The sequence below is a fragment of the Ensifer sp. GW101-20A05 genome (assembly GCF_059424735.1).
Map to the genome: position 1 here is coordinate 774119 of NZ_JBWKZT010000002.1, position 23867 is coordinate 797985.

General features: G+C 63.8%; 21 protein-coding genes. 13 read left to right on the forward strand and 8 right to left on the reverse strand.

Annotated features, from left to right (window positions below):
• Positions 1-101: 101 nt before the first annotated feature.
• Positions 102-2309: a catalase/peroxidase HPI gene (katG, locus tag AC070A_RS08640; RefSeq protein WP_494773562.1), complete on the reverse strand. Its 2208-nt coding sequence runs from the start codon at positions 2307-2309 to the stop codon at positions 102-104.
• 441 nt (positions 2310-2750) lie between these two features.
• Here katG and AC070A_RS08645 point away from each other — a divergent pair, with 441 nt between their 5' ends.
• The 11 genes from AC070A_RS08645 (at position 2751) to AC070A_RS08695 (ending at position 14855) form a co-directional block, all read left to right on the forward strand.
• The gene (locus AC070A_RS08645; protein WP_492383834.1) at positions 2751-4937 is read left to right on the forward strand and encodes an aq_1923 C-terminal domain; all 2187 of its coding nucleotides are present in this window, start codon (positions 2751-2753) and stop codon (positions 4935-4937) included.
• Positions 4938-5348: 411 nt separating this feature from the next.
• Positions 5349-6239, forward strand: a complete 891-nt coding sequence (locus AC070A_RS08650) for a helix-turn-helix domain-containing protein (protein ID WP_112996403.1) — start codon at positions 5349-5351, stop codon at positions 6237-6239.
• A 135-nt stretch (positions 6240-6374) separates the two neighbouring features.
• Complete coding sequence (locus AC070A_RS08655; protein ID WP_057255439.1) at positions 6375-7274, forward strand: helix-turn-helix domain-containing protein; 900 nt, start codon at positions 6375-6377, stop codon at positions 7272-7274.
• A 239-nt stretch (positions 7275-7513) separates the two neighbouring features.
• A complete protein-coding gene (locus AC070A_RS08660) occupies positions 7514-8422 on the forward strand; it encodes a helix-turn-helix domain-containing protein (protein WP_057255440.1) in 909 nt (302 codons plus the stop codon).
• A 174-nt stretch (positions 8423-8596) separates the two neighbouring features.
• A complete protein-coding gene (locus AC070A_RS08665) occupies positions 8597-9247 on the forward strand; it encodes a hydrolase (protein WP_057255441.1) in 651 nt (216 codons plus the stop codon).
• Positions 9248-9331: 84 nt separating this feature from the next.
• On the forward strand, positions 9332-9625 hold the full coding sequence (locus AC070A_RS08670; protein WP_057255558.1) for a XapX domain-containing protein: 294 nt from the start codon (positions 9332-9334) through the stop codon (positions 9623-9625).
• Positions 9625-11598 carry an amidohydrolase gene (locus AC070A_RS08675; protein ID WP_492384393.1) on the forward strand — a complete coding sequence of 658 codons (1974 nt, stop codon included), beginning with the start codon at positions 9625-9627 and terminating at the stop codon, positions 11596-11598. Before AC070A_RS08670 ends, AC070A_RS08675 begins: the two co-directional genes overlap by 1 nt.
• 20 nt (positions 11599-11618) lie before the next feature.
• Positions 11619-11831 (forward strand): hypothetical protein, encoded by a 213-nt coding sequence (locus AC070A_RS08680; RefSeq protein WP_113132985.1) that lies wholly within the window; start codon positions 11619-11621, stop codon positions 11829-11831.
• 50 nt (positions 11832-11881) lie between these two features.
• Positions 11882-12340, forward strand: a complete 459-nt coding sequence (locus AC070A_RS08685) for a DoxX family protein (RefSeq protein ID WP_113132984.1) — start codon at positions 11882-11884, stop codon at positions 12338-12340.
• On the forward strand, positions 12337-13935 hold the full coding sequence (locus tag AC070A_RS08690; RefSeq protein WP_113132983.1) for an MFS transporter: 1599 nt from the start codon (positions 12337-12339) through the stop codon (positions 13933-13935). The genes AC070A_RS08685 and AC070A_RS08690 overlap by 4 nt, the downstream gene beginning before the upstream one ends.
• Before the next feature lie 89 nt (positions 13936-14024).
• The gene (locus tag AC070A_RS08695) at positions 14025-14855 is read left to right on the forward strand and encodes an alpha/beta fold hydrolase (RefSeq protein WP_057255444.1); all 831 of its coding nucleotides are present in this window, start codon (positions 14025-14027) and stop codon (positions 14853-14855) included.
• 96 nt (positions 14856-14951) lie between these two features.
• Here AC070A_RS08695 and AC070A_RS08700 read toward each other — a convergent pair whose 3' ends face one another.
• On the reverse strand, positions 14952-15845 hold the full coding sequence (locus AC070A_RS08700; protein WP_057255445.1) for a LysR family transcriptional regulator: 894 nt from the start codon (positions 15843-15845) through the stop codon (positions 14952-14954).
• Positions 15846-15948: 103 nt separating this feature from the next.
• Here AC070A_RS08700 and AC070A_RS08705 point away from each other — a divergent pair, with 103 nt between their 5' ends.
• Positions 15949-17142 carry an MFS transporter gene (locus AC070A_RS08705; protein WP_057255446.1) on the forward strand — a complete coding sequence of 398 codons (1194 nt, stop codon included), beginning with the start codon at positions 15949-15951 and terminating at the stop codon, positions 17140-17142.
• A gap of 9 nt (positions 17143-17151) precedes the next feature.
• On the opposite strand, the gene AC070A_RS08710 is transcribed toward AC070A_RS08705, so the two are convergent.
• Both AC070A_RS08710 and AC070A_RS08715 read right to left on the reverse strand, forming a co-directional pair.
• Positions 17152-17796, reverse strand: coding sequence for a Vgb family protein (locus tag AC070A_RS08710; protein WP_057255447.1), 645 nt, complete (start codon positions 17794-17796; stop codon positions 17152-17154).
• 10 nt (positions 17797-17806) lie between these two features.
• Entirely contained in the window at positions 17807-19027 is a 1221-nt protein-coding gene (locus AC070A_RS08715; RefSeq protein ID WP_113132981.1) for a helix-turn-helix domain-containing protein, read from the reverse strand.
• Between the two features lie 321 nt (positions 19028-19348).
• Here AC070A_RS08715 and AC070A_RS08720 point away from each other — a divergent pair, with 321 nt between their 5' ends.
• Positions 19349-20563, forward strand: a complete 1215-nt coding sequence (locus AC070A_RS08720) for an MFS transporter (protein WP_113132980.1) — start codon at positions 19349-19351, stop codon at positions 20561-20563.
• Between the two features lie 92 nt (positions 20564-20655).
• Here AC070A_RS08720 and AC070A_RS08725 read toward each other — a convergent pair whose 3' ends face one another.
• The 4 genes from AC070A_RS08725 to AC070A_RS08740 form a co-directional block, all read right to left on the reverse strand.
• Positions 20656-21960, reverse strand: a complete 1305-nt coding sequence (locus tag AC070A_RS08725) for a CynX/NimT family MFS transporter (RefSeq protein ID WP_113736680.1) — start codon at positions 21958-21960, stop codon at positions 20656-20658.
• Positions 21957-22634, reverse strand: coding sequence for a FadR/GntR family transcriptional regulator (locus AC070A_RS08730; RefSeq protein ID WP_113736679.1), 678 nt, complete (start codon positions 22632-22634; stop codon positions 21957-21959). Before AC070A_RS08730 ends, AC070A_RS08725 begins: the two co-directional genes overlap by 4 nt.
• Positions 22635-22951: 317 nt before the next feature.
• A complete protein-coding gene (locus AC070A_RS08735) occupies positions 22952-23293 on the reverse strand; it encodes a slr1659 superfamily regulator (protein WP_057255452.1) in 342 nt (113 codons plus the stop codon).
• 13 nt (positions 23294-23306) lie between these two features.
• Entirely contained in the window at positions 23307-23867 is a 561-nt protein-coding gene (locus tag AC070A_RS08740) for a slr1658 superfamily regulator (RefSeq protein ID WP_112994078.1), read from the reverse strand.

The window sequence follows — 23867 nt, forward strand, 5'->3', positions numbered from 1 at the left end:
GGCCTTGCAACCTTAGGTGACGCATTTCGCGCGGATGCTCTAAAAACAGGCCCCGGCTTTATGCCGGGACCTGCGGTCGATGGTGGCGTCAGGCCGGAATGTCAGGTGAGATCGAAGCGATCGGCGTCCATCACCTTGTTCCAGGCGGCCACGAAGTCGCGCACGAACTTCTTCTTGGCATCCGTCTGTCCATAGACTTCCGCGATTGCCCGAAGCTGCGAGTTGGATCCGAAGACGAGATCGACGCGGGTCGCCGTCCACTTGACGTCGCCGGTCTTGCGGTCACGACCTTCGAAGACGTCCTTGGCATCCGACGTCGCCGTCCACGCGGTGGCCATATCGAGCAGGTTGACGAAGAAGTCGTTGCTGAGCGTTTCCGGGCGATCGGTGAAGACGCCGTGCTTCGTCGCATCGTGGTTCGCGCCGAGGACACGAAGCCCGCCGACGAGAACGGTCATTTCCGGCGCGCTCAGCGTCAGCAACTGTGCCCTGTCGATCAGCAGCTCTTCCGGCGATACCGCGTATTGGGTCCGCTGGTAGTTGCGGAAACCATCGGCGATTGGCTCGAGCACCTCGAAGGAGTCGACGTCGGTCTGCTCCTGGCTGGCATCTGCGCGACCCGGTGCGAAGGCAACCTCAACGTCGTGACCCGCCGCTTTCGCTGCCTTCTCGATTGCGGCCGCACCGCCAAGCACGATCAGGTCGGCGACCGACACCTTCTTGCCGCCGGACTGCGCGTCGTTGAAGGCGCGCTGGATGCCTTCGAGGGTTTCGAGCACCTTGGCCAGCTGTACCGGCTGGTTGACCTGCCAGTCCTTCTGCGGGGCAAGACGGATGCGGGCACCGTTGGCACCGCCGCGCTTGTCCGAACCGCGGAAGGTCGAGGCGGACGCCCAGGCGGTGGAGACCAGTTCGGAGACCGAAAGGCCCGAAGCAAGGATCTTGGCCTTGAGGTCGGCGATATCCTTGGCGTCGACGAGCGGATGATCGACGGCGGGGATCGGATCCTGCCAGATCAGGTCTTCGGCCGGCACTTCCGGGCCGAGATAGCGGGCGCGTGGGCCCATGTCGCGGTGCGTCAGCTTGTACCAGGCGCGAGCGAAGGCGTCTGCGAAGGCGTCCGGGTTCTCGTAGAAGTGCCGTGCGACCTTTTCGTAGGCGGGGTCGACGCGTAGCGCGAGGTCGGTCGTCAGCATCGACGGGGCGTGACGCTTGGACTTGTCATGCGCATCCGGGACGGTGCCGGCGCCCATGCCATGCTTCGGCGTCCACTGGTGCGCACCGGCCGGGCTCTTCGTCAGTTCCCATTCGTAGCCGAAGAGGTTCCAGAAGAAGTTGTTGCTCCACTTGGTCGGCGTCGTCGTCCAGGTGACTTCGAGACCGCTGGTGATGGCGTCGCCACCACGGCCGCTGCCGTAGGTGCTTGCCCAGCCGAGGCCCTGTTCCTCGATGCCGGCGCCTTCCGGCTCGCGACCGACATTGGCGGCATCACCGGCGCCATGGGTCTTGCCGAAGGTGTGGCCGCCGGCGATGAGCGCGACAGTTTCCTCGTCGTTCATCGCCATGCGCGCGAAGGTCTCGCGGATGTCACGGGCCGCAGCGACCGGGTCCGGGTTGCCGTTTGGGCCTTCCGGATTGACATAGATCAGGCCCATCTGCACCGCTGCGAGCGGATTTTCGAGGTCGCGGTCGCCGGAATAGCGCTTGTCGTCAAGCCAGGTCTTTTCCGTACCCCAGTAGATGTCCTCTTCCGGTTCCCACACGTCCGGACGGCCGCCGGCGAAGCCGAAGGTCCTGAAGCCCATCGACTCGAGCGCACAGTTGCCCGCGAGGATCATCAGGTCGGCCCAGGAGATGCTGCTGCCGTACTTCTGCTTGATGGGCCAGAGGAGGCGGCGCGCCTTGTCGAGGTTGGCGTTGTCCGGCCAGCTGTTGAGTGGCGCAAAGCGCTGTTGCCCGGCGCCTGCGCCCCCGCGGCCGTCGCCGGTGCGGTAGGTGCCGGCGCTGTGCCAGGCCATGCGGATGAAGAGTGGGCCGTAGTGGCCGAAGTCGGCCGGCCACCAATCCTGCGAATCGGTCATCAGCGCGAAGAGGTCATTCTTCACCGCTGGCAGATCAAGCTTCTTGAATTCCTCGGCATAGTTGAAGGCTTCGCCCATCGGGTCGGAAAGGGAGGAATTCTGGTGCAGGATCTTCAGGTTGAGCTGGTTCGGCCACCAGTCACGGTTCGAGGTGCCGGCGGATTGAGCGCTCGTCTGAGCTCCGTGCATGACGGGACATTTGCCCGTTTTGTCGGCTTTCGCGTCCATTTCTATCTCCCTTTGCGATAACGTGAATTGTGCGGATCAGAGGAAAGGCAGGCTGTGCGGGCCAGCGATGCGCCGGGCCCGGCTTGCGGCATTCTTTGTGCCGTCGGTGGTTGTCGTTCCGCGAAGCGGTCTCGCCACTGGCTGCGTCTCCCTCATTGCACCGGCAACTCTATCAAAGTGGTTTCATTAATTTAAGTTGGATTTCCTGATGGTGGCGATAAGACGATCCTATGACTAATGGACGGCGGGGCAACAAGCGCATGCTTGCAGCCCTGCATGCATCTTTGATGACGCGCGAGCGCTTTGCCGATTGCAGCCCACACAAGAATATTGGTGCACTGTACTCCCGCCAAACTTGCGTAAGAAAGCGCCAATGGTTAGTCACATCCGCAAAGACTCAAAGAGCTTTTCCATTTTTCGCGTGGTGAAAGGACAGACATCGTGGCTGAGACAGAAACTGGGGCCGGCAAGGGCCGTCGCAAAGCACTTTGGGCGGCCGTCGCGGTGATCGCGATCGCAGCCGCCGGCGTGGTCGGCGGCAAGTTCATGCTCGAAAGGACGGTCGACAAGTTCATCGCCGAGCGTGGCGGCAAGGCGGGCTCCGTCGAGGCGGATTTCCTCGGGCGCATTCATCTGCGTGACGTGACGCTGCCCTTCGCCAATGGCGCCCGTGTCCAGGTCGCCGCGATCGATGGTCGGCCAAAGATCTTCTTCCTGAGCGGCAGGCTTGATGTGAAGGGCCTTGAGCTCGATATCGCCGCAGGCAAGTTCTCCGTGCCGCATGCGACCCTCGAAGAACCGGACTTCTTCGCTGGCGCGCTTTCCAAGGCAGGCGATCAGGGTGAGTTGACGACGCTGAAACGCATCGAGCGCTTTGCCGCAAAACGGATATCGGCGCCGGAGGCGACGATCAGCCAGGATGTGGCCGGCACCGAGCAGAAAACGGTCTACAAGGACCTCGCGCTCGAAGACATCGCCGGCGGCCGCGTTTCTCGTTATTCGGCGAGCGGTGCAAGCTTCGCCTTCGCCATGGATGTTCCAGACGGAGAAGGCGCAACGAAGCGCGAGCAGATGAACGGCTCGATCGGGGCTGTCGCAGGCGAGAACTTCGACGCGGCCTATATGGTGCGGATCTACACGGAAAAGGCCGGCCCGGACGACAAGGAGCCGAAGCCGCTTTACGGTCCGATGTCGGCAAAGAACCTTTCCTTCTCCGACGGCGAGGCGCAGTTCGGTTATGACGAAGTGCGCAGCAAGGGCTTCAGCGCGCGCATGCCGGCCGAGCCGTTGCTGGAGACCTTGAAGAAGTTGCAAGGGGTGACGGACCCCGAAGCGTTGCCGCCGGCGGAGCGGCAAGCGTTCTTCAAGCGCATCCTTTCAGTTGTCGACATGATCGGCAGCGGCGACATCGAATTGCTCGGCCTCAAGATGGAAGTGCCGGACAAGAGCAGCGAAGAGGAAGGCAAGACGATCAAGCTCGCCGTCGGCAAAATGGCGATGCAGCTCAATGGCCGCAGCTTCGACGGTGCCTTGCACGGTCTTTCCGCCGGAGAGGGCGCAGACTACGTCAAGCTCGCCGAAGCCAGCATCAAGGGCTTCTCCTGGGCTCCGACCATGGAGGCGCTCACGAAGCTGGCGGGCCTGAAAGAGGAAGAGTTTGAAACCTTCCCCTTCACGACCCTGATGCCGGAATTCGGAACGATCCGTATCGCCGGGCTGGATGTAGACATGCCCGGCAGCCCGCCGACAAGCGTGACCGACGACGAAACTGTTGAAGACGACCAGAGCGTCACCGAAAGCGAAGCCGATCCGGCGGTCAGCGCCGAGCCGGCGCCGGATGAGGCAACCGATGGCGACGCCTCATCCGAGGCAGAGGTCCCCGGCGATGCCCAGGACGATCCGATGGCCGAAGCGCCGGCCGAGCAGGCGGCCGTGCCTTCCGTTCCGGAGCGCGTCCGTTTCACGCTCGACAACTACGAGCTGGCCCTGACCAAGCTGCACAACGGCATCCCGACGGATGTGCGCGTCAGCTATCGCGACCTCAGCGTGCCGATTCCTGCCGACACGCAGGAGGAAGGCTTCGCGACGCTGCGCAAGCTGGGCTTCGACAAGCTGGTGTTCTCTTCCAACGTCGAGCTGACCTGGGATGAGCCGAACGAGAACCTCGTCATCAAGGATATCTCCTTGAGTGGCAAGGACATGGGCAGCTTCTCCTTCTCCGGCTTGATGGGCGGCGCGAGCAAGGACTTCTTCTCCGGCGACATGACCGCTGCGCAGGTGGCGCTCTTCGGCCTCACGGCCCGGGAAGCCACGCTCAAGCTCGAAGACAAGGGCATCGTGGCCAAGGGCATCAAACTCTATGCCGAGGATAACCACATGACCGAGGACAGCGTTCGCGGTCTCCTCGTGCTGATGACGAGCGCTGGCGTGCAGCATTTTGCTGCCACACAGCCGAAGCTGCAGGACGTGGCAAGTGCGTTTACCCAGTTCATCAGCAAGCCCGGCGCCTTCACCCTGAAGGTCAAGGCCAAGGATGAAGCCGGGATTGGCGCACTCGAGCTGATGGGCGCCGCCGAAAATCCGGCGCTTCTGCTCGACAAGGTCGATCTCGAAGCCGCCTCACAGTAATCGATCGCGGGCCGCGTCAGCCGATGCGGCCCGCATCACTTCTGCCTGTGGGCTCCTGAAGGAATTCCCGCAGCACCTTCAATGCCTCCTGTCCGATTTCATGCCCGCCACGATTGTAGAGGGGCTCGGACATCGGCCCTTTGCCCCCAAAAGACAATCGACCAGGAGTCCCGCGAGCATTGCGCGATCGGTTCACGCACAACGGGCTTCCGTCAAAACAGAGTCGTTTGCGGCTAAATGTGAGCAAAGGATACAAGAAATTGGTGGCAGCACCCTGCATTTTCCCCTGACATGAACGGCAATAGCGAGTTGATCCCCTGTGCGTTCGTCATCGGAGCGATCATGCATCCAGGCAGGTTTCCACGCGAAGAATGAACTCCATCGCCAGGAGGCGAAGGTGGACGGCAGGCTATGAAACAACCGAATGGCATTGGAGCGTGTTTTGGCGAGCCGAAGGCGCCGTTTCTCAAGGTTCGGCCCGTTCGCGACGCCCGGTTTTCGGTCACGCGCCTGCAATGCCGGCTGAATGGAGCAATGAGCCGCGTCGTGTCCCTTCCCGCCGACGACGCCTATTTCCTGATGTTCTATTTCAAGGACGTCATGCACCGCGACGTGGTGCCGGGCGGAGGCGAGAGTGAAATTCGCCGCTACCGGCAGGGGTCGGTCTGCCTCGTCGATCTCGTTCAGGGCGCCAGTATCCGGCTTGTCAGCGATCTCGATTCACTCGCCTTCCACCTGCCGCGGGCCTTGTTCCGCGAAGTCTCCGAGTTCTCGCACGCTCCGGCCGCCACCGGTCTCAGGTGCCGCCGCGGCGAGATCGACGACGTCATACACAATCTTGCCTTGGCGCTGCTGCCGCTTCTCGCCAAGAGCGAGAAGGAACCGGGCCCCGTACTGCAGCACATCGCTGTCGCCATCTGCGCACATCTCCTGCACGCCTATCCGGATCGAGCCAATGCATCCGCCAGCCGCGATCTGTCCGTGTGGCAGGAGAAGGCGGCCAAGGACTTCATGATCGACCATTGGGCCGAGGACTTTTCGTTTGCGGCTGCGGCGTCGGCCGCAAACCTGTCTGAGGACGCTTTTGCCGCGGCCTTTGCATCCGTGACCGGGCAAACGCCGGAGGCGTGGCTGATGCGGTACAGGATCGGCCGAGCCAAACGCTATCTGATCGAGGAGGGGTGGTCGGTGGCCAAAACCGCCGCCAGTTGCGGTTATGCCGACGAAGCGCGGTTCATCGAAGCCTTTCGCGAGGTGACGGGAGTGGCGCCGGCCGTGTGGCGCGCGCGCTGGCGGCAGTGAGGGGAGCGTCCGTTGACCTGTGAAGCTCTGCGATGTCCCCTGAGATTTGCCTCTGTAATGCAGCCGCCAACCGTTGTAGCATCTGCCCCGCCGCCGAAGCAGGCGGCTGAGCTCGATACTGGGAGACCCTGACCGATGGCCTTACAAGCGGGACTGGGCGCAAGTGAGCGCACACTGCGCCCCACTGTCAAAAGGATCAGCGCGGGCGATATCACCGTGACGAGAACCTTTTCGGATCGCTTCGATCTGGACCTCGGGCCGCTGATCCCGGTCGCCGACGCCTTCAACGTCATCGTCCAGATGCGTGACTTCGAGGCACATCGCCTGTGGCGGCGCGGCGAACTCGTCTATGAGGGAGGGCACTCCAAGGCATCGCTCGCGATCACCGATCTTCGGGACCAATGGCAGTGCCACCATCTGTCGCCCTTCGACAATGTCCGCTTCCACATCCCATTCGCCTGCATGCGGGCCTTCACCGAAAGGGCGGGACGCGGCGAGTATGTGTCGTTGTCTTCCGTGCAGGGATGCGTGGATCCGGTGATGTTCGGCCTCGCCCAGGCGCTGCTGCCCTCGCTCGAAGAGCCGGACCGGGCCAATCTGCTTTTCGTCGAACAGATCAACCTTGCAGCACTGGCTCATCTCAGCCAGACCTATGGCGGTTTGCATTTCCCTGTCGACAAGAAGGGTACGCTCGCGCCATGGCAGGAGAGGCTGGCGACGGATTTTCTGGTCGCACACTTCAACAAGGCGTTTTCGATCGGCGATCTCGCCGCCCAGTGCGAGCTCTCGCGCAGCTATTTCAACAAGGCTTTCAAGGAGAGCTTCGGGCGCACGCCGTCCAGGTGGCTGACCGAATACCGGATTGCGCGGGTCAAGGAGTGTCTGCTTCAGGACACCCCCCTTGCCGAAGTCGCGATCCACTGCGGTTTTGCCGACCAGAGCCACATGACCCGGGTGTTCACCAGCCAGACGGCGGAAACGCCGGCGCGCTTCAGGAAAAAGAACCGCTCCGTCGGGGTGGCGGTAGATCAGTAATAGCGTGGAAAGAGGGCGCGCCCTCATGCAGATTGTTCAAAACACGTGAAAAGCGTGCAAGAATGACGCGGCGGCCGGGGCCATCATAGGCCGCTCCTGCAGATGATGATGAGAATGAACTGCGTGGCACGCGTCCCAGGCGCACAGCAATCCGGGCGTCGGTTGGTTCCGCGCGTTTCGTTTTCATTAGCGCTGCGGGAGTTTTTGGCGGGTGGTCTCGACAAACAGGAGCGAAGACGATGACGAATGCCTCCGCTGCCTCGGTCGGACTGCGCCCGCGCGACAGCCTCGGATGTTCGCTGGACCAGCTCGATGACGACAGGACGATCGAAGGCCGCGACATGGTCTTTTATCGCAAGCGATCGGCAGCGGGTCCGCCGGGCAGGGTCGCGACTCCTGGCAATGGGCGGGGATATCTGATCGGCCTGTCGCTCGCAGGCGGTCATAGCCGCCGGGTTTTCGGGGAGCATCACTCGGCGATCCAGGAGTTCGGCCAGAATTCCATTTACGTCAGGAACTTCGCCGACGACTACAAAGCGGATCTGGAAGGTTCCTTCGACTTCACTTTGCTTGAAATCGGCTACGGTGCGCTCCAGAGGATTGCGGATGCAGCAAATGCCACGGGAGTCAGCGAGCTGAGGTCCATTTCCGGCTCGCCCGATCCTGTTCTCGGCGGCATGCTCGGTGCCTTGTTTGCGTCGGTGGACGGTTACACCGATCGCAGCGCGCTGTTCGTCGATCAGCTTTCCGTCGCAATCGGCGTGCATATGGTGCGACAGTACGGCAACGGCCGCGGCGAAAGTTTGGCTGGAGGACGCAGGCTCTCGCAGCGCTGCCAGGCAAGTATTCGCGAACTCGTGCAAGCCCGTCTCGACGGCGAGCTTACCGTCGAAGAGCTGGCCTCGACCTGCAACCTGTCGCAGGCAGCTTTTCTCCGCGCCTTTCGGGAGACCATGGGCAGCACGCCCTTCCGCTGGCTGCTGCAGCAAAGGATCGAAAAGGCCAAGGACCTGCTGCAGTTCTCTCCCACATCGCTGAGCGAGATCGCCACCGCCTGCGGTTTTTCGGATCAGAGCCATTTTACCCGTGCCTTCGCGCAGGCGGTGGGGGCCACGCCGCGCCAATGGCGACGCAGCCGGCAGTCGTAGGGCTTACCGCAAATATAGTTGTGCGGCGAAGCGGCCCGGATCAGACTAACAGTCTCCGGTATGACGAGCGAAATTTTCAAAAATCCATCTTTGGCGACAAGAACGGGACCGCCGTCGGCGGCATAGTTGGGCCTCTCCAATCGGAGCCAGTTTCAATAGAAAGAGGCCACGACCATGCCCGCGACAGCGACCCCCGGCAAACTCCTCGTCTCGCCCAAGGACCACACCCTGATCATGATCGATTTCCAGTCGCAGATGTCGTTTGCGACCAAGTCGATCGATGCGGTGCTGCTGCGCAACAACGCCGCACTGGTCGCCCATGCGGCCGCCGGCTTCGGCGTTTCGACCATTCTCACCACCGTTGCCGAGAAGACCTTCTCCGGTCCGATGTTCTCCGAGATCACCGACGCCTTCCCGGGCCAGACGCTTTTGGACCGCACCTCGATGAACACCTGGGAAGACGCCGCCGTGATCGAAGAGGTCAACCGCCTCGGCAAGAAGCGCCTGGTGATGTGCGGGCTCTGGACCTCGGTCTGCATCGTCGGCCCGACGCTGTCGGCGCTCGACCAGGGTTTCGAAGTCTATGTCATTGCCGACGCCTGCGGCGACGTCTCCGACGAGGCGCATGAGCGGGCGATGGACCGCATGGTGCAGGCCGGTGTGCGGCCGATGACGGCGCTGCAGTACATGCTCGAGCTGCAGCGCGACTGGGCCCGTACCGAGACCTACGAGATGACCACCGGCATCGCCAAGAAGTTCGGTGGCGCCTATGGCCTCGGCATCATCTACGCCAAGTCGATGTTCGGCGCCTCCGAAGGGCACTGACACGGGACCGAGATGCCCTGGATTATCGCTCTGGCCGTGCTTGAGGCGGCCAGGGCGGCACTGTCATTCGTGAAGGAGTTGGCGATGAAGTTGTATCTTCTCTCGCTCGGAGCCGGACTGCTTGTCGGCATCATCTATTCGCTCTTGAACGTCCGCTCGCCGGCGCCGCCGGTCATTGCGCTCATCGGCTTGCTCGGCATCCTGATCGGCGAGCAATCGGTGCCGCTGGTCAAGCGCGCCCTGTCGGGTGAGCCGGTCAATCTCAGCTGGTTCAATCTGCAGTGCATGCCGCACATGTTCGGCCACCTGCCCGGCGGCGCACCGGCCACCGCCGGCAAGGCGAAGGATGCGGCCATCAACGATGAAAGGGCCGGATGATGCCGACGCGACGCTCGTTCCTCGGTGCAACCGCCGCCGCCCTAGCCTTGGGCAGGGCAACCGCGACACACGCCCAACAGACTGGAGACACCTCGATGACGCCCGACCTGATCCTGCACAACGGCCTTGTCACCACGCTCGACCGCAGCAACCCGACGGCAAGCGCGGTTGCCATCAAGGACGGAAAGTTCCTGGCCGTCGGCGACGACCGGACGATCATGGCGCTGGCCGGCGCGGGCACCCGGGTGATCGACCTCAAGGGCAAGCGCGTGCTGCCGGGCCTCAACGACAACCATACCCACGTCGTGCGCGGCGGCCTCAACTTCAACATGGAACTGCGCTGGGACGGCGTGCGTTCGCTCGCCGATGCGATGGCGATGCTGAAGCGACAGGTGGCGATCACGCCGGCGCCGCAATGGGTGCGGGTCGTCGGCGGCTTTACCGAACACCAGTTCGCCGAAAAGCGGTTGCCGACGATCGACGAGATCAATGCGGTCGCCCCGGATACGCCGGTGTTCCTGCTGCATCTCTATGACCGGGCGCTCTTGAACGGCGCCGCCCTCAGGGCGGTCGGCTATGGCAAGGACACGCCCAACCCGCCGGGCGGCGAGATCACCCGTGATGCCGCCGGCAACCCGACCGGGCTGCTCCTGGCCAAGCCCAATGCCGGCATCCTCTATTCGACCTTGGCCAAGGGACCGAAACTGCCCTTCGACTATCAGGTCAACTCCACCCGCCACTTCATGCGCGAGCTCAACCGGCTCGGCGTCACCAGCGTCATCGACGCTGGCGGCGGCTTCCAGAACTATCCGGACGACTACGCCGTCATCCAGAAGCTGTCGGACGACGATCAGCTGACCGTCCGCCTGGCCTACAATCTCTTCACCCAGAAACCGAAGGAAGAGAAAGAGGACTTCCTCAACTGGACCTCGTCGGTCAAATACAAGCAGGGCAACGACTACTTCCGCCACAATGGCGCCGGCGAGATGCTGGTGTTTTCGGCGGCCGACTTCGAGGACTTCCGCCAGCCGCGCCCGGAGATGGCGCCGGAGATGGAGGGCGAACTCGAGGAGGTCGTCCGGGTGCTGGCCGAGAACCGCTGGCCCTGGCGGCTGCACGCGACCTATGACGAAACCATCAGCCGCGCGCTCGACGTGTTCGAGAAGGTCGACAAGGATATCCCGCTCGACGGCCTCAACTGGTTCTTCGACCACGCCGAGACGATCTCCGACCGGTCGATCGACCGCATCGCCGCGCTTGGCGGCGGCATCGCCACCCAGCACCGCATGGCCTACCAGGGCGAATATTTCGTCGAGCGCTACGGCCACGGGGTGGCGGAAGCGACGCCGCCGATCAGGCGCATGCTGGACAAGGGCGTCAACGTTTCCGCCGGCACCGATGCCACCCGCGTCGCCTCCTACAACCCTTGGGTCTCGCTGTCGTGGATGGTGACCGGCAAGACCATCGGCGGCCTGCAGCTCTATCCGCGCGCCAACTGCCTCGATCGCGAGACGGCACTGCGGATGTGGACCGAGAAGGTGCAGTGGTTCTCCAACGAAGAAGGCAAGAAGGGCCGGATCGAGACGGGGCAGTTTGCCGACCTGATCGTGCCGAACAAGGACTACTTCGCCTGCGCCGAGGACGAGATCTCGTTCCTGACCTCGGAGCTGACGATGGTCGGCGGCAAGGTCGTCTATGCGGCCGGCGACTTCGCTTCCCACGACGAGAACCCGGTGCCGCCGGCGATGCCCGACTGGTCGCCGGTTCGCAGCTTCGGCGGTTATGCCGCCTGGGGCGAGCCCGATGGTGCCGGCAGGAACTCGCTCCGGCGCACGGCGATCACCGCGTGCGGCTGCGCCAGCAATTGCGGTCTGCATGGTCACGACCATGCCGGCGCCTGGACGTCAAAGCTGCCGATCGCCGATCTCAAGGGCTTCTTCGGCGCACTCGGCTGCTCCTGCTGGGCCGTGTGACGACGGTGGAAGGGCGCAAAATGAAAACGATCGTCGGCGCCGCCGCATTGGCAGCCTCCATCCTGATCACTTCGTCGGCGGCACTCGGCGACGATGGTGCACCCGCAAAAGATAACAAGCGACCCTCCTGGGCGAAGGTCGTGGTGAACCAATCGCCGGCGAAGGCGGGCGCCTACTACAAGGGCATTTCGCGGACCGCGTTCAGCAATTCGAAATGGCCGCAGACCCGATGAAGGCGGCCAAGCCGCCCGTTAAGTCGAAGACCGTCTAACAAGGAAACAAAATGCTGAGCCTGTCTTCTCTCGAAAAACATCTCGCTGCCCGCCTGTGGCCAAGCCACGCCGGGCGATGGATCGTCTTCGTCGGCCTGCTGGCGCTTTGCTCGGCCTATATCCAGGGGCCGCTGACGAAGATCTTCGACTTTCCGGGTGCGCTTGCCGAGATGGATCATTTCGGCCTGCATCCGGCGCCGCTCTTTGCCGTCGGGGTCATCGTTTTCGAGCTTCTGATGTCGGCCCTCATTCTCATAGGTTTCTACCGCTGGGCGGCTGCCAGCGCGCTCGCGGCTTTCACGCTTGCCGCGACCTTCCTCGCGTTTCGCTTCTGGGAGCTTCCGCCCGGCATGGAGCGTGCGATGGCGACGAACGGCTTCTTCGAGCATATCGGCCTCAGCGGTGCCTTCCTGCTCGTCGCCTGCTACGATCTTCGTGAACGGGCATCCGCAGGAAAGGCTGGGCAATGACGGCAGCGAAGGAGGGCGCAGGGACGTTTGCGCCGTTGCGGCAGAAGGTCTTTGCGGTCCTGTGGGTGGCGACGATCATCGGCAATACCGGCAGTTTTATCCGTGATGTCGCCAGCTCCTGGCTCGTTACCGACCTGTCGGCGACGCCGGCCGCCGTTTCCATGGTCCAGGCGGCGGCGACGCTGCCGATCTTCCTGCTCGCCATTCCTGCCGGGGTTCTCTCGGATATTCTCGATCGGCGCAAATTCCTGATCCTGGTGCAGTTTCTGCTCGCATCCACGAGCCTCTGCCTGCTGTTTCTCTCCGCCACAGGTCTGCAGTCCGTGAGCTCGCTGATCGCGCTGACCTTCGTCGGCGGCATAGGGGCTGCACTGGTCGCCCCCACCTGGCAGGCGATCGTGCCTGAGCTCGTCTCGAGGCAGGACGTCAAGGGCGCCGTGGCGCTGAATTCGCTCGGCATCAACATCGCCCGCGCGATCGGTCCGGCGCTTGGCGGCCTGCTGCTCGCTTGGTCCGGCGCAGCCGTCACCTATGGCGTCGATGTCATCAGCTATGTCTTCGTGATCGCGGCGCTCCTGTGGTGGCGGCGCGGTGTATCGGAGGACGACGTTCTCGCGGAACGCTTCTTTGGCGCCTTCCGGGCGGGGTTGCGCTACGCACGCGCCAGTCGCGAGCTGCACGTGGTCCTGTTGCGTGCCGCCGTGTTCTTCGCATTTTCGAGCGCGATCTGGGCCCTGCTGCCGTTGGTTGCCCGCCAGCTTCTCGGCGGTGGCGCCAGCTTCTACGGCATCCTGCTCGGTGCCGTCGGCGCGGGTGCGATCGGCGGCGCGCTGGTGATGCCGCGCCTGCGCGCCCGGATGGATGCCGACGGGCTGCTTTTGCTTTCTGCGGTGCTCACGGCCGCGGTGATGGGCGTGCTCTCCTTCGCGCCGGCGCAATGGGTGGCGGTTGTCGCTTTGCTCGCTTGCGGTGCGGCCTGGATCACCGCACTGACGACGCTAAACAGCACCGCGCAGGCCATCCTTCCCAATTGGGTGCGCGGGCGTACGCTCGCCGTCTATCTTACCGTTTTCAACGGCGCCATGACCGGAGGCAGCCTGGCCTGGGGCGCCATCGCCGAAGCGATCGGCGTGCCCTTCACCCTCTCGGCGGCGGCTATCGGCCTTCTCTGCGTCGGCGTCGTCTTCCACGCCATGAAATTGCCGAAGGGAGAGGCGGACCTCATTCCCTCCAACCATTGGCCGGAGCCGCTGACCAGCGAGCCGGTCGAACACGACCGCGGCCCCGTCCTTGTGCTGATCGAATACATGGTCGACAGGGCGGACCGCTCCGAATTCCTGAAGGCGCTCGCCCGTCTGTCGCACGAGCGCCGCCGTGATGGCGCCTATGGCTGGGGCGTGACCGAGGACGCGGCTGATACCGGCCGCATGGTTGAGTGGTTCATGGTCGAATCCTGGGCCGAGCATCTGCGCCAGCACAAGCGCGTGTCCAAGGCCGATGCCGACGTCCAGGAAGACGTTCGTCGTTTTCACAAAGGGCCGGCGGCGCCGGTCGTACACCACCTTCTCGCGATCAACCGGCCGCAGCTCGGTTGACGTGGGTTGCGTTCCATGGCGTCCATCCGGCGCCGCGGAACGTGCCAGGAAGACACACACCCTAGAACCCAAGCAAAGGAACCGCTCCCATGACCGAGAACTTCGTCAGGACTGAAGACGGCGTCGATATCTTCTACAAGGATTGGGGCTCGGGCCAGCCAATCGTCTTTCACCATGGCTGGCCGCTGTCGGCAGACGATTGGGACGCGCAGATGCTCTATTTCGTCAGCAAGGGCTATCGCGTCATTGCCCATGACCGCCGCGGTCACGGGCGCTCGACACAGGTGAGCGAGGGCCACGATATCGCGCACTATGCAAGGGACGTTGCCGCACTCACCACCAAGCTCGGCCTTAGCGACGCCGTGCATATCGGCCATTCCACGGGCGGCGGCGAGGCCGTGGCTTATGTGGCTCGCCACGGTGCCGGCCGCGTCGCCAAGCTCATCATCGTCAGTGCCGTGCCGCCGATCATGGTCAAGACCGCGAACAACCCGGGCGGCCTGCCGATCGAGGTGTTCGACGGCTTGCGGGCTGGTCTCGCCGCCAACCGTGCGCAGTTCTTCCTCGATGTTCCGACTGGTCCCTTCTATGGCTTCAACCGGCCGGGTGCCGAGGTGTCTGAGGGCGTGATCCGGAACTGGTGGCGCCAGGGCATGATGGGCAGCGCCAAAGCCCATTACGAGGGCATCAAGGCCTTCTCGGAAACCGACTTCACCGAGGACCTCAAGGCGATCGACGTGCCGACGCTGGTCATGCATGGCGACGACGACCAGATCGTTCCGATCGACGACAGTGCGCGGCTTTCCGTCAAGCTCCTGAAAAACGGCACGCTCAAGGTCTATGAGGGTTATGCCCACGGCATGCTGACGACCCATGCCGATGTCATCAATCCTGACCTGCTTGCCTTCATCAAGGCCTAAAAGGCTGGCATGATCCGCGGCGTCTCGGTGCCGCGGACCGTGCCGGGACAAATCTTGGCGCCCGCACCGTGTTGATCGCGGTGCGGGTTCCGTCGTTCAAGCATTTGCCTTCGCGGTTTTGCCAAGTGCCCCCATCAACCGGTCGATGAAGACGCGTACCTTGGGTGCGACAAGCTTCGTCGTCGGGTAGACGGCCCAGATCGCCAATGTCTCGGGTGCCGCATCTTCGAGGCGAATGCGTATCAGCCGACCTGCATCGAGATCGTCGGCGATATTCCAGTCGGAGAGCAGGGTGATGCCGGCACCGGCGAGGCAGGCCGCATGGCATCCTTCGATGCTTGTCGACGAAAAGCGGCTCTGCAGCCGCACATGGCTCTCGACCCCGGCGCTCAGAAAGGTCCAATGGCTGACGCCGTGCAGCGGCAGGCATTGATGATTGATGAGATCGCCACTGGTCCGCGGGCTCCCATGCTTTTCGACATAGGATGGGGAGACGACGAGGGAACGCGGGTTTTCGGCCAGTTTCTTGGCGATCAGACTGCTATCCTTCAAACGCGCGACGCGGATCGCCAGATCGATGCCCGACGCCACCAGGTCAGGCATTGTGTCGCTCATATCGAGCGAGACCTTGAGCCCCGGGTGATCATCAAGCAGCGAAGGCATGAGCGGAGCAATCAGCTTGATCGAGAAGGCAACCGGCGCCGAGATGCGCAGGAGACCGGTCGCTCCGTCGCCGTCACCCCTCAGGAGCGTTCGCGCCTGCTGTTCGGTTTCGAGCAGATCCTGGGCATAGGGCAGAAAGGTTTCGCCCTCTGGCGTCAGCGACAGGGACCGGGTCGTGCGGTGCATCAGCCGGACGCCAAGCGCCTGCTCCAGGGAGGCGAGCCGCCGGGTTGCGATCATGGGGGTGATGCCAAGCCGTCGCGCGGCCTCGGCGAGGCTGCCGCCGCTTGCCGCTGCGGTGAAGACGAGGACTTCGTCGAGGTTCATTGTATCGAAATCCGATATTCTGCTATGTATAATGACGACACTACAGCGAATTTCGATAAGGCGATAGATCAAGCCCATCTCTCCAGTGAGAAGGGCAAGTGAAATGGTTACCCACGAAACGGAGCATTCCGACCTCGGTCGAACCCGCCTCTACGCCATGGCCGTCGCCAGCGGTATCGCGGTTGCAAACATCTACTACAATCAGCCATTGCTGGGGCTCATCGAGGCCGAGTTTCCTGGCGAGACGGCCGTCGGCCTGCTTCCGACGGCGACGCAACTCGGCTACGCGCTCGGGTTGCTGCTTCTGTTGCCGCTCGGCGATATCGTCCAGCGGAGACGTCTGATCGTCGGGCAATTCCTGGCGATCGCGATAGCAGCGACCGCCGCTGCTTTGGCCCCGTCGCCATTCTTGCTGATCGCCGCCTCGGTGCTGCTTGGGGCAAGCGCCACCGTCGCGCAGCAGATCGTCCCGATCGCTGCGATGCTGTCCACGCCTGACAAACGCGGGGCGGCGATCGGCACGGTCATGGCCGGCGTTTTGACCGGCATCCTGCTCAGCCGCACGGTCTCCGGATTTGTCGGGGCCCATGCCGGCTGGCGCGAGATGTTCTGGGCAAGTGTGCCGCTCGCACTAGCAGCTTCGTTCCTGATGTTTCGGACCTTGCCGGATCTGCGCCCGGCATTGCGTTTGCCCTATCGCGAAGCCCTGGCCTCGCTCGCCACGCTTTGGCGGCGCGAGCCTGCGCTCCGTCTCGCTTCGATGGTGCAGGCGGCGCTTTTTGCATCCTTCACTGCGTTCTGGACCGTGCTCGCGCTTTATCTTGCGACGCCGCGTTTCAACCTGGGTGCGGATGCCGCCGGTCTGTTCGGCGTTGTCGGGGCAATCGGCGTCTTTGCGGCACCGGTCGCCGGCAGGATGGCGGATCGGCGGGGTGCGCTGTCCGTCGTCTGGTTCGGGGCGGCTTTGACGCTCGCTGCCTGGGTCGTACTCGGAGCCTGGGCCTCGATCGCCGGATTGGCGGTTGGCGTCATCGTGCTTGATATCGGCATCCAGGTCGCGTTGATCGCCAACCAGCACATCATCTATGCGCTCGAGCCCGCGGCGCGCAGCCGCATCAATACGGTCTTCATGACCAGCATGTTTCTCGGGGGAGCGGCGGGCTCGGCTCTCTCCTTCGCCGCCTGGAGCTATGGCTCTTGGCCCGGGGTCAGCGCGCTTGGCCTGGCGCTTGCGGCACTGGCGCTGGCCGCCAAGCTGCTTGCTCGACGAGCGGTCAGGCTGGAGACCTTGCGTTGAGGGTTGAACCTAGGGAGCATGTTTCTTCGGCCGGCGGACGGCCCGGATCGTTCCGCTTCCGCCACCGCCGCAGTAGAAGCGTTCACCGCCATCGGATTCCAAACCCGAAACGCCGGTTCCCGGCGGCATCACGATCCGCTCGAGCACTGACCCCGTTTCAGGGTCGATGCGCCTGAGGTCGCTGTCGTCGCCTTCCCAGGTGCCGTGCCAGAGCTCTCCGTCGACCCAGGTGACGCCCGTCACGACGCGCTTGGATTCGATGGTGCGCAGGATTGCACCGGTTTCGGGATCGATCTGATGGATCCTGCGACCTCGGTGCTGCCCGACCCAAAGGGTTCCCTCCGCCCAGGCAAGGCCGGAATCGCCGCCGCCGCCCGGTGCCGGGATCGTTGCCAGCACGCGGCCGCTCTCGGGATCGATCTTCTGGATGCGGTCCTCGGCGATCTGGAACAGGTGCTTGCCGTCAAAGGCGGTACCGGCATGCGCCGCGACATCGATCGAGCGCACCGGGTTCCCGCTTTCGGGATCGAGGGCATTGATCTTGTCGCCGGAGGCAAACCAGACGTTCCGACCGTCGAATGTGACGCCATGGATGTGGTCGGCGCCAGGGAAGGGGCCATATTCGCGGAGGATTTCGGCTTCGGATCGTTTCATGGTCTCAATCCTAATCGCTTGGCAGTGGGCCGGGGAGTAACAAGACTGTCGGGAATGTCGGCACGGGCGGGATCACCCAGCGTCGCGCCCGCCCGTGGCCAACCGGCAGCACCTTGCCTTCCGAGGAGAGGTCTTCGAGCGCCCGTTGCACTGTGCGCGGGCTGGCGTCGAGCGCGATGGCGAGAGCGGAGCTCGACCATGCCTCGCCGTCGCCAAGAAGCGCCAGCATCGCCGCATGCCGATCGTCGACCGGCGGTGCAAGCACCACGACCGCGTGGTCGCCACGCGGAGCCAGCCGGAAGCCGTCGCTGGTCGCGCTGATATCCGCGAAAGCGCGGAGTTCGTCGCGAAGCCGGCCGATCTCGACCCTCAGTCGTGCCCGGTGGGATTCGTCGACATGTTTCGCGCCGAAGGCACGGGCGAGCAAGGCGCGCCGCGAGACGTCGGCCGGCCACGCCTCTGCGAGAGCACGCGCCAGCGCGAAGAGCACCGGCCGCGTTGTAAGCGAAACGGCGGAGGCTCCGCGCCGGATGATGTTTCGGCACGCATCGACCACCAGGGTACCGGAGTTGAGCAGGGCTTCGACGTCGTCGAGCAGCAGCAGGCGCTCGCCTCCCCCGGTCAGAAGCCGGGCCGCCGGCGTCTTCAGGACAAGCGCCGCGCCTTCGACTTCCGCGACCAGCGCCGCTATGCCGGTTGCTCGCGCCGCTTCAGTCGCCCGGGCGAAGGCGCGGGTCGCCGAAGCGGTTTGTAATCGTCGAACGGCGATGCCGGCAATCGCGAGCTCGTGCGTGGCTCTCGCCGGCGGTGTCAGCCGGCCTGGATCGACACCGGCAAGCATCTGCTCGGCCTCGTCGAGACGGCCGATCAGCAGCAGACGGCGGGCGCCGAGATTGCGGGCGTGCGCGGCATTGAGGTGGTCGCCATGGTCTTCGAGCGTCGCGCGGGCGGCGTCGAGCGCCTTCATCGGCCAGGAGAGATCGCGCGAGACTATGGCGATCTCCGCTTCGGCAACGATGCATCGCGCGCGGGCCACGGCCTCTTTCGGGCCGAAGCCGCGCGCCGCCGCCTTCAACAGCGTCTTGGCGCGGCCGAGATCTCCGAGCTGAGCCATCGCGATGCCGCGGAGCGCCAGCGCCGGCGGGTCGTCGCGCAAGGCGACCCGCTTCAGCACGCCGAGCAGGTCACCGGCGGCCAGCGCCTGGCCTGCCGCGGTAATCAGCGAATCCATCGAAATCCCGTCACACTTGTCACTCCCCCAACAGTGCTTCGGCCTCTATCTATTGCTCGAACGGCACGGGACAACAGAGAGGACCTTCGAGGCACAATCAAGTGGGTTGGATCCAAACGGATTGAAGGCATGCCGCGAGCGACGCCCAGGCGAACCTGCAATAGTTACAAAATTCTGCAAATTTCGGTGTCGGCTTTCCGCTGGCGCTTGCGTCTTACAGGAACCAGCAAGAGGAGGTGCTCTGCACTTCCAAACCTGCTGCGCGATCAGTTTGCACGTTATCGGCGCTGCCGGCAGTCGGGCGCCACCAAGGAGATTGCAATGAGCAATTCGTTTTATCGTTGGGTGATCGTGGCGGCTGGCGGCCTGCTTGGCTGCTTGGCGATCGGCGCCATGTTCTCACTTCCTGTTTTCCTGCTGCCGATCTCGCGGGATACCGGCTGGTCCGTCACCGGGGTCTCCAGTGCCATGACCATCGGCTTCCTGGCGATGGCTTTCGCCAGCATTGCCTGGGGCAGTCTCTCCGATCGCTGGGGTGCGCGGCCGATCGTGCTCATCGGCTCGGTGCTTCTGGCCGCCAGCCTGATGGCGGCCAGCTGGGCGACCTCGCTGATCGCCTTCCAGGTCGTCTTCGGCGTCGTCGTCGGCACCGCCACGGCGGCGATCTTCGCGCCGATGATGGCCTGCGTTACCGGCTGGTTCGATACGCACCGGAGCCTCGCCGTTTCGCTCGTTTCGGCCGGCATGGGCATGGCGCCGATGACCATGTCGCCGTTCGCGGCATGGCTGGTTTCCGGCTACGACTGGAGAACTGCACTGCAGATCATCGCCGTCGTCGTCGCGGTCATCATGATCCCGGTGTCGCTTCTCGTTCGCCAGGCGCCGGCACTTGCTGTCGGTGCTGCCGCGGCCTCTCCTGAGGAAGAGGCGCAATCGACGATGACGACGAGCCAGGTGCTGAAATCGCCGCTCTTCATTATCCTGCTGCTCACCAACTTCTTCTGCTGCGCAACGCATTCCGGCCCGATCTTTCACACGGTGAGCTACGCCATCACGTGCGGTATCCCCGTGATGGCGGCTGTGTCGATCTACAGTGTCGAGGGGCTCGCTGGCATGGGCGGCCGCGTCGTCTTCGGCCTGCTCGGCGACCGCTTCGGGGCAAAGCGCGTGCTGGTTCTCGGGCTGCTGGCGCAGGCTTTTGGGGCACTGGCCTATGTCTTCGCCGCGGGGCTCGGCTCATTCTACGCTGTCGCCGCCCTGTTCGGCTTCATCTATGCCGGCGTCATGCCGCTTTATGCCGTGCTTGCCCGCGAGAATTTCCCCCTGCGGATGATGGGAACGGTCATCGGCGGAACGGCCATGGCCGGCAGCCTCGGCATGGCGACGGGACCGATTGCCGGCGGCATGATCTATGATGCGCTGGCCAGCTATACCTGGCTCTATGTCGGCTCCTGGGGCATCGGTCTCGGGGCGTTCCTGATCGCGCTCACCTTCAGGCCCGCACCGCGCTATCAGCAGGCGGTCGCTGCGGCGTGAAGCAGTGCACTGAGATCGACGAGAAAGGGCTCCACCGGAGAGGTGGAGCCCTATCGAGTTGAGCTTTCATTTCGAGGACGGCTGCGCCCGTCTTAGCGATCGTCGATCCTGACCGTTCGTGCGCCGACATGGAGTGCCCGGCCGGCGCCCATGCCCATGATCGCCACGCCGATGCCAAGGGCGATGAAGAGTATGGAGCTGGCCGCGAAGTTGCCGGTCCAGCTGCGAATGAAGCCCACGAACAGCGGGCCGATGGCGGCGAGCACGTATCCGACGCCCTGGGCCATGCCGGAGAGGTGGGCTGCGACATGGGAATCGGGTGAGCGCAGCACGATGAGGGTCATCGCCGCGGCAATTAGGCCACCCTGTCCGATACCTTGAAGAACGGCCCAGACGAGCACCGTCGACAGCGGCGCAAAGAGGATGCCGATCAGGGCGATGACGGCAGCGGCCGCGAGCGTCACGCAGACGGCGCGCTGGTCCCGGCGGCGGACGGCAAAAGACGGCACGAGCAGGCAGGTGACGACCTGCATCATGATCGAGGCCGAGACGACCGCGCCGGCGGTTGCGGCATCAAGGCCGCGCTCGCGAAGGATCGGCGCCATCCAGCCGAAGACGCAATAGGCCAGTGCCGACTGCAACCCCATGAACAGGGTTACCTGCCAGGCGAGGCGATCGCGCCAGAGGCCGACAACGCGGAAGCCGCTGTGGCGGGCCTGCGCCTTGCCACGCAGCGCCTGTGGCGCCCAGATCAGGAGCACGATCAGAGCTGGCACCGTCCAGGCTGCGAGCGCGCCGGACCAGGAGCCGGCGACATGGTGCTCGATCGACAAAGTGAGGCCGGCGGCACTGGCCGCGCCGGCGCAGAGCGCCATAGTGTAGAGGCCCGTCATCATCGCGGCCCGGTCGGCGAAGTCACGCTTGACGAGGCCTGGGAGGAGGACGTTGCCGACCGCGATCGCCGCACCGGCGGTAAAGGTCGCGAGGAACAGCAGCGGCACGGATTGAACACCGCGCAGGCCCGTGCCGAGCGTCAGAAGCAGCAGCACGCCAAGAAGCGTGCGCTCGGCGCCGAAACGTTGCGCGAGTTTTGGCGCAAGCGGCGCGAAGATGCCGAGGCAAAGCACCGGCAGGGTGGTGAGTACGCTGGCGCCTGCGGTCGACAGGCCGCTTGCCTGCATCACCTCGGGCAGCAGCACTGAGAGGCTCGAAAACAGTGGCCGCAGGTTGAAGGCGATCAGGACGAGGCTCACGCCAAGAAGAACACGGGCGCTGCGGCTCAAGACAGGCGGTTGCGGCGCCGGCAGGCTGTCGGCCTCGGCATCGATGAGCTGGTCTTCGAGGTCCAGTGGCTCGGCGGTCTCGGCCTTGTGGGGGTCACGAAAAGTCTGGTTCATTGGGTAAGAAGCCGATCAAGTTCAGCGAGGACGGGGGCCATGAACGCCCGGACGGAGGCCGCGGCCTGGTCCGGATCACCGGACGCGATGGCCTCGACGATCGCCGCATGCGCCCGGTCGTCCGGTTCGGGAAGGTCGCCACGAAGGGTCGAGTGGATGGTTTCGAGGATGGCCGAGGTGAAGAAATCATAGAGCTCGACGATCGCTTTGTTGCCCGATGCCTCGACGATCGATCTGTGGAAGGCGATGTCGCGTTGGCCAAAGGCATCGCGTCCTCCATCGGCCACCGTGCCGCGGGCGCCAAGCAGCTTGAACATGCGTTCGAGGTCTTCCGGCGTATGACGGAGTGCCGCCAGCCGCGCCGCCTCGACGTCGAGTGCCGCGCGTGCTTCCCACTGGTCGCGCAGACCGGTGCGCTTGACCCGGTCGAGCGCGCCCGAGGTGTCGACGGTTGAGCGGACATAGGTGCCGGAGCCCTGGCGGGCGTCGAGAAGGCCCTTCGAGATCAGGACCCGAACGGCTTCACGCACGGTGCCGCGGCTGACGGCGAGTAGTTCGGTGAGTGTCGTTTCGTTCGGAATGCGCTCGCCGACTGCCCAGCGGCCGCTGAGGATTTCCGTTCGCAGGCTTTCGGCTGCGCTCTCGGTGAGATTGGTACGATTGATCGGCTGCATCGTCTGCTCATCAAGTCATCAGATGATTTGATGGATAAGCCGAGTTGACGCGCGAGTCAATGGGGCCCGGCGGCGGCCAGGGGCAGCGAGCGGCACGAGCTTTTTCTCTGAAGCGTGCTTTGTCGACAAGGTGCCAGCCAGCATGACCGGCAGAAGCCGGAAATGCTGGCTTGATGTCATCAGCATCCCGCTCTCCGGCGAAGTCGCTGGAGGCGGAAAGATGCTATAGAACCAAAGTGCTAGAGCGTCCTCGTGCGTAAAGTTGAACGCACGGCGCTCTGTCGTTGAACCGGCGCGATACAGCCGGGCCGCCGACCTCAGTTGAGCCGGAGATCGAGGCCGGGATGCAGTTTCTTGAGGTTCGGCAAGGATTTCGATTGCCACGGGATTTCGGAGGTTCCGCGCACCGTCAATTGCACGTTCGGGCGATTGCGCGCCTCGATCGTCAGTTTGGCGAGCAGGTTGATCCCTGACGAGTTCAGAAACTGCAATTCGGTCAAATCGATCGTGATGTGCTCAGGCTCGGTTTCGAGCACGCCCATGACGGTCGAGAAGATCGGGGCATAGGCTTCCGTTCCCGGCAGCCGCATCGTGCCTTCGAAATGGATATCGTTGCCTTCGGACCAAACGCGATACTCTTCTACGTCCTTGTTTTCCATGTTCATCGGCTCATCAGTTCGAGAGGGCTGGGACTGCAATGGAAGCATAGGTCTCCAGCGTGGTTTCGCCATCTTCTCCGAGGGCACCAAAAACCCAAGCGAAACGAACACCATAATCGCTCATCAGTGTCAAAAGACCAAGCCCCGAGCCACTTTTCCCAAGCCCGGATGCATTGGCCTCGATGCGCTCGATGAGAAGGTCTCCGGGGTCGCCGGTAGCGATTTCGGAAAGCAGATGCTGGAAGCGCACCGCCGCTTCGTTGTCGATCACGTTGGACACTTTCGTGCGGAAGCTGTTCGCTTCGAGAGCGGCTTCGAGGACGATTTCGCCGGACGCCCGGAACTTCACCGCGTTCTCGACCAACTCGTTGGTGAGATACCCGATATTGTGCCGTACCTCCCTGTAGGTGCTGCGTGAGGCGCGGTATCGCAGCGCGGCGAGTTCAGCGACGAAATCCGAAGCCATGGCGCAATGCTTCCAGCTGAGATCGAGCGGCCCGTCGTAGAGGCGTAGCCGCGTCATTCTCTGGTGGGCACCAATCGTCAGGTCCGCCAGTCCGTAGAGCGTGGTCAT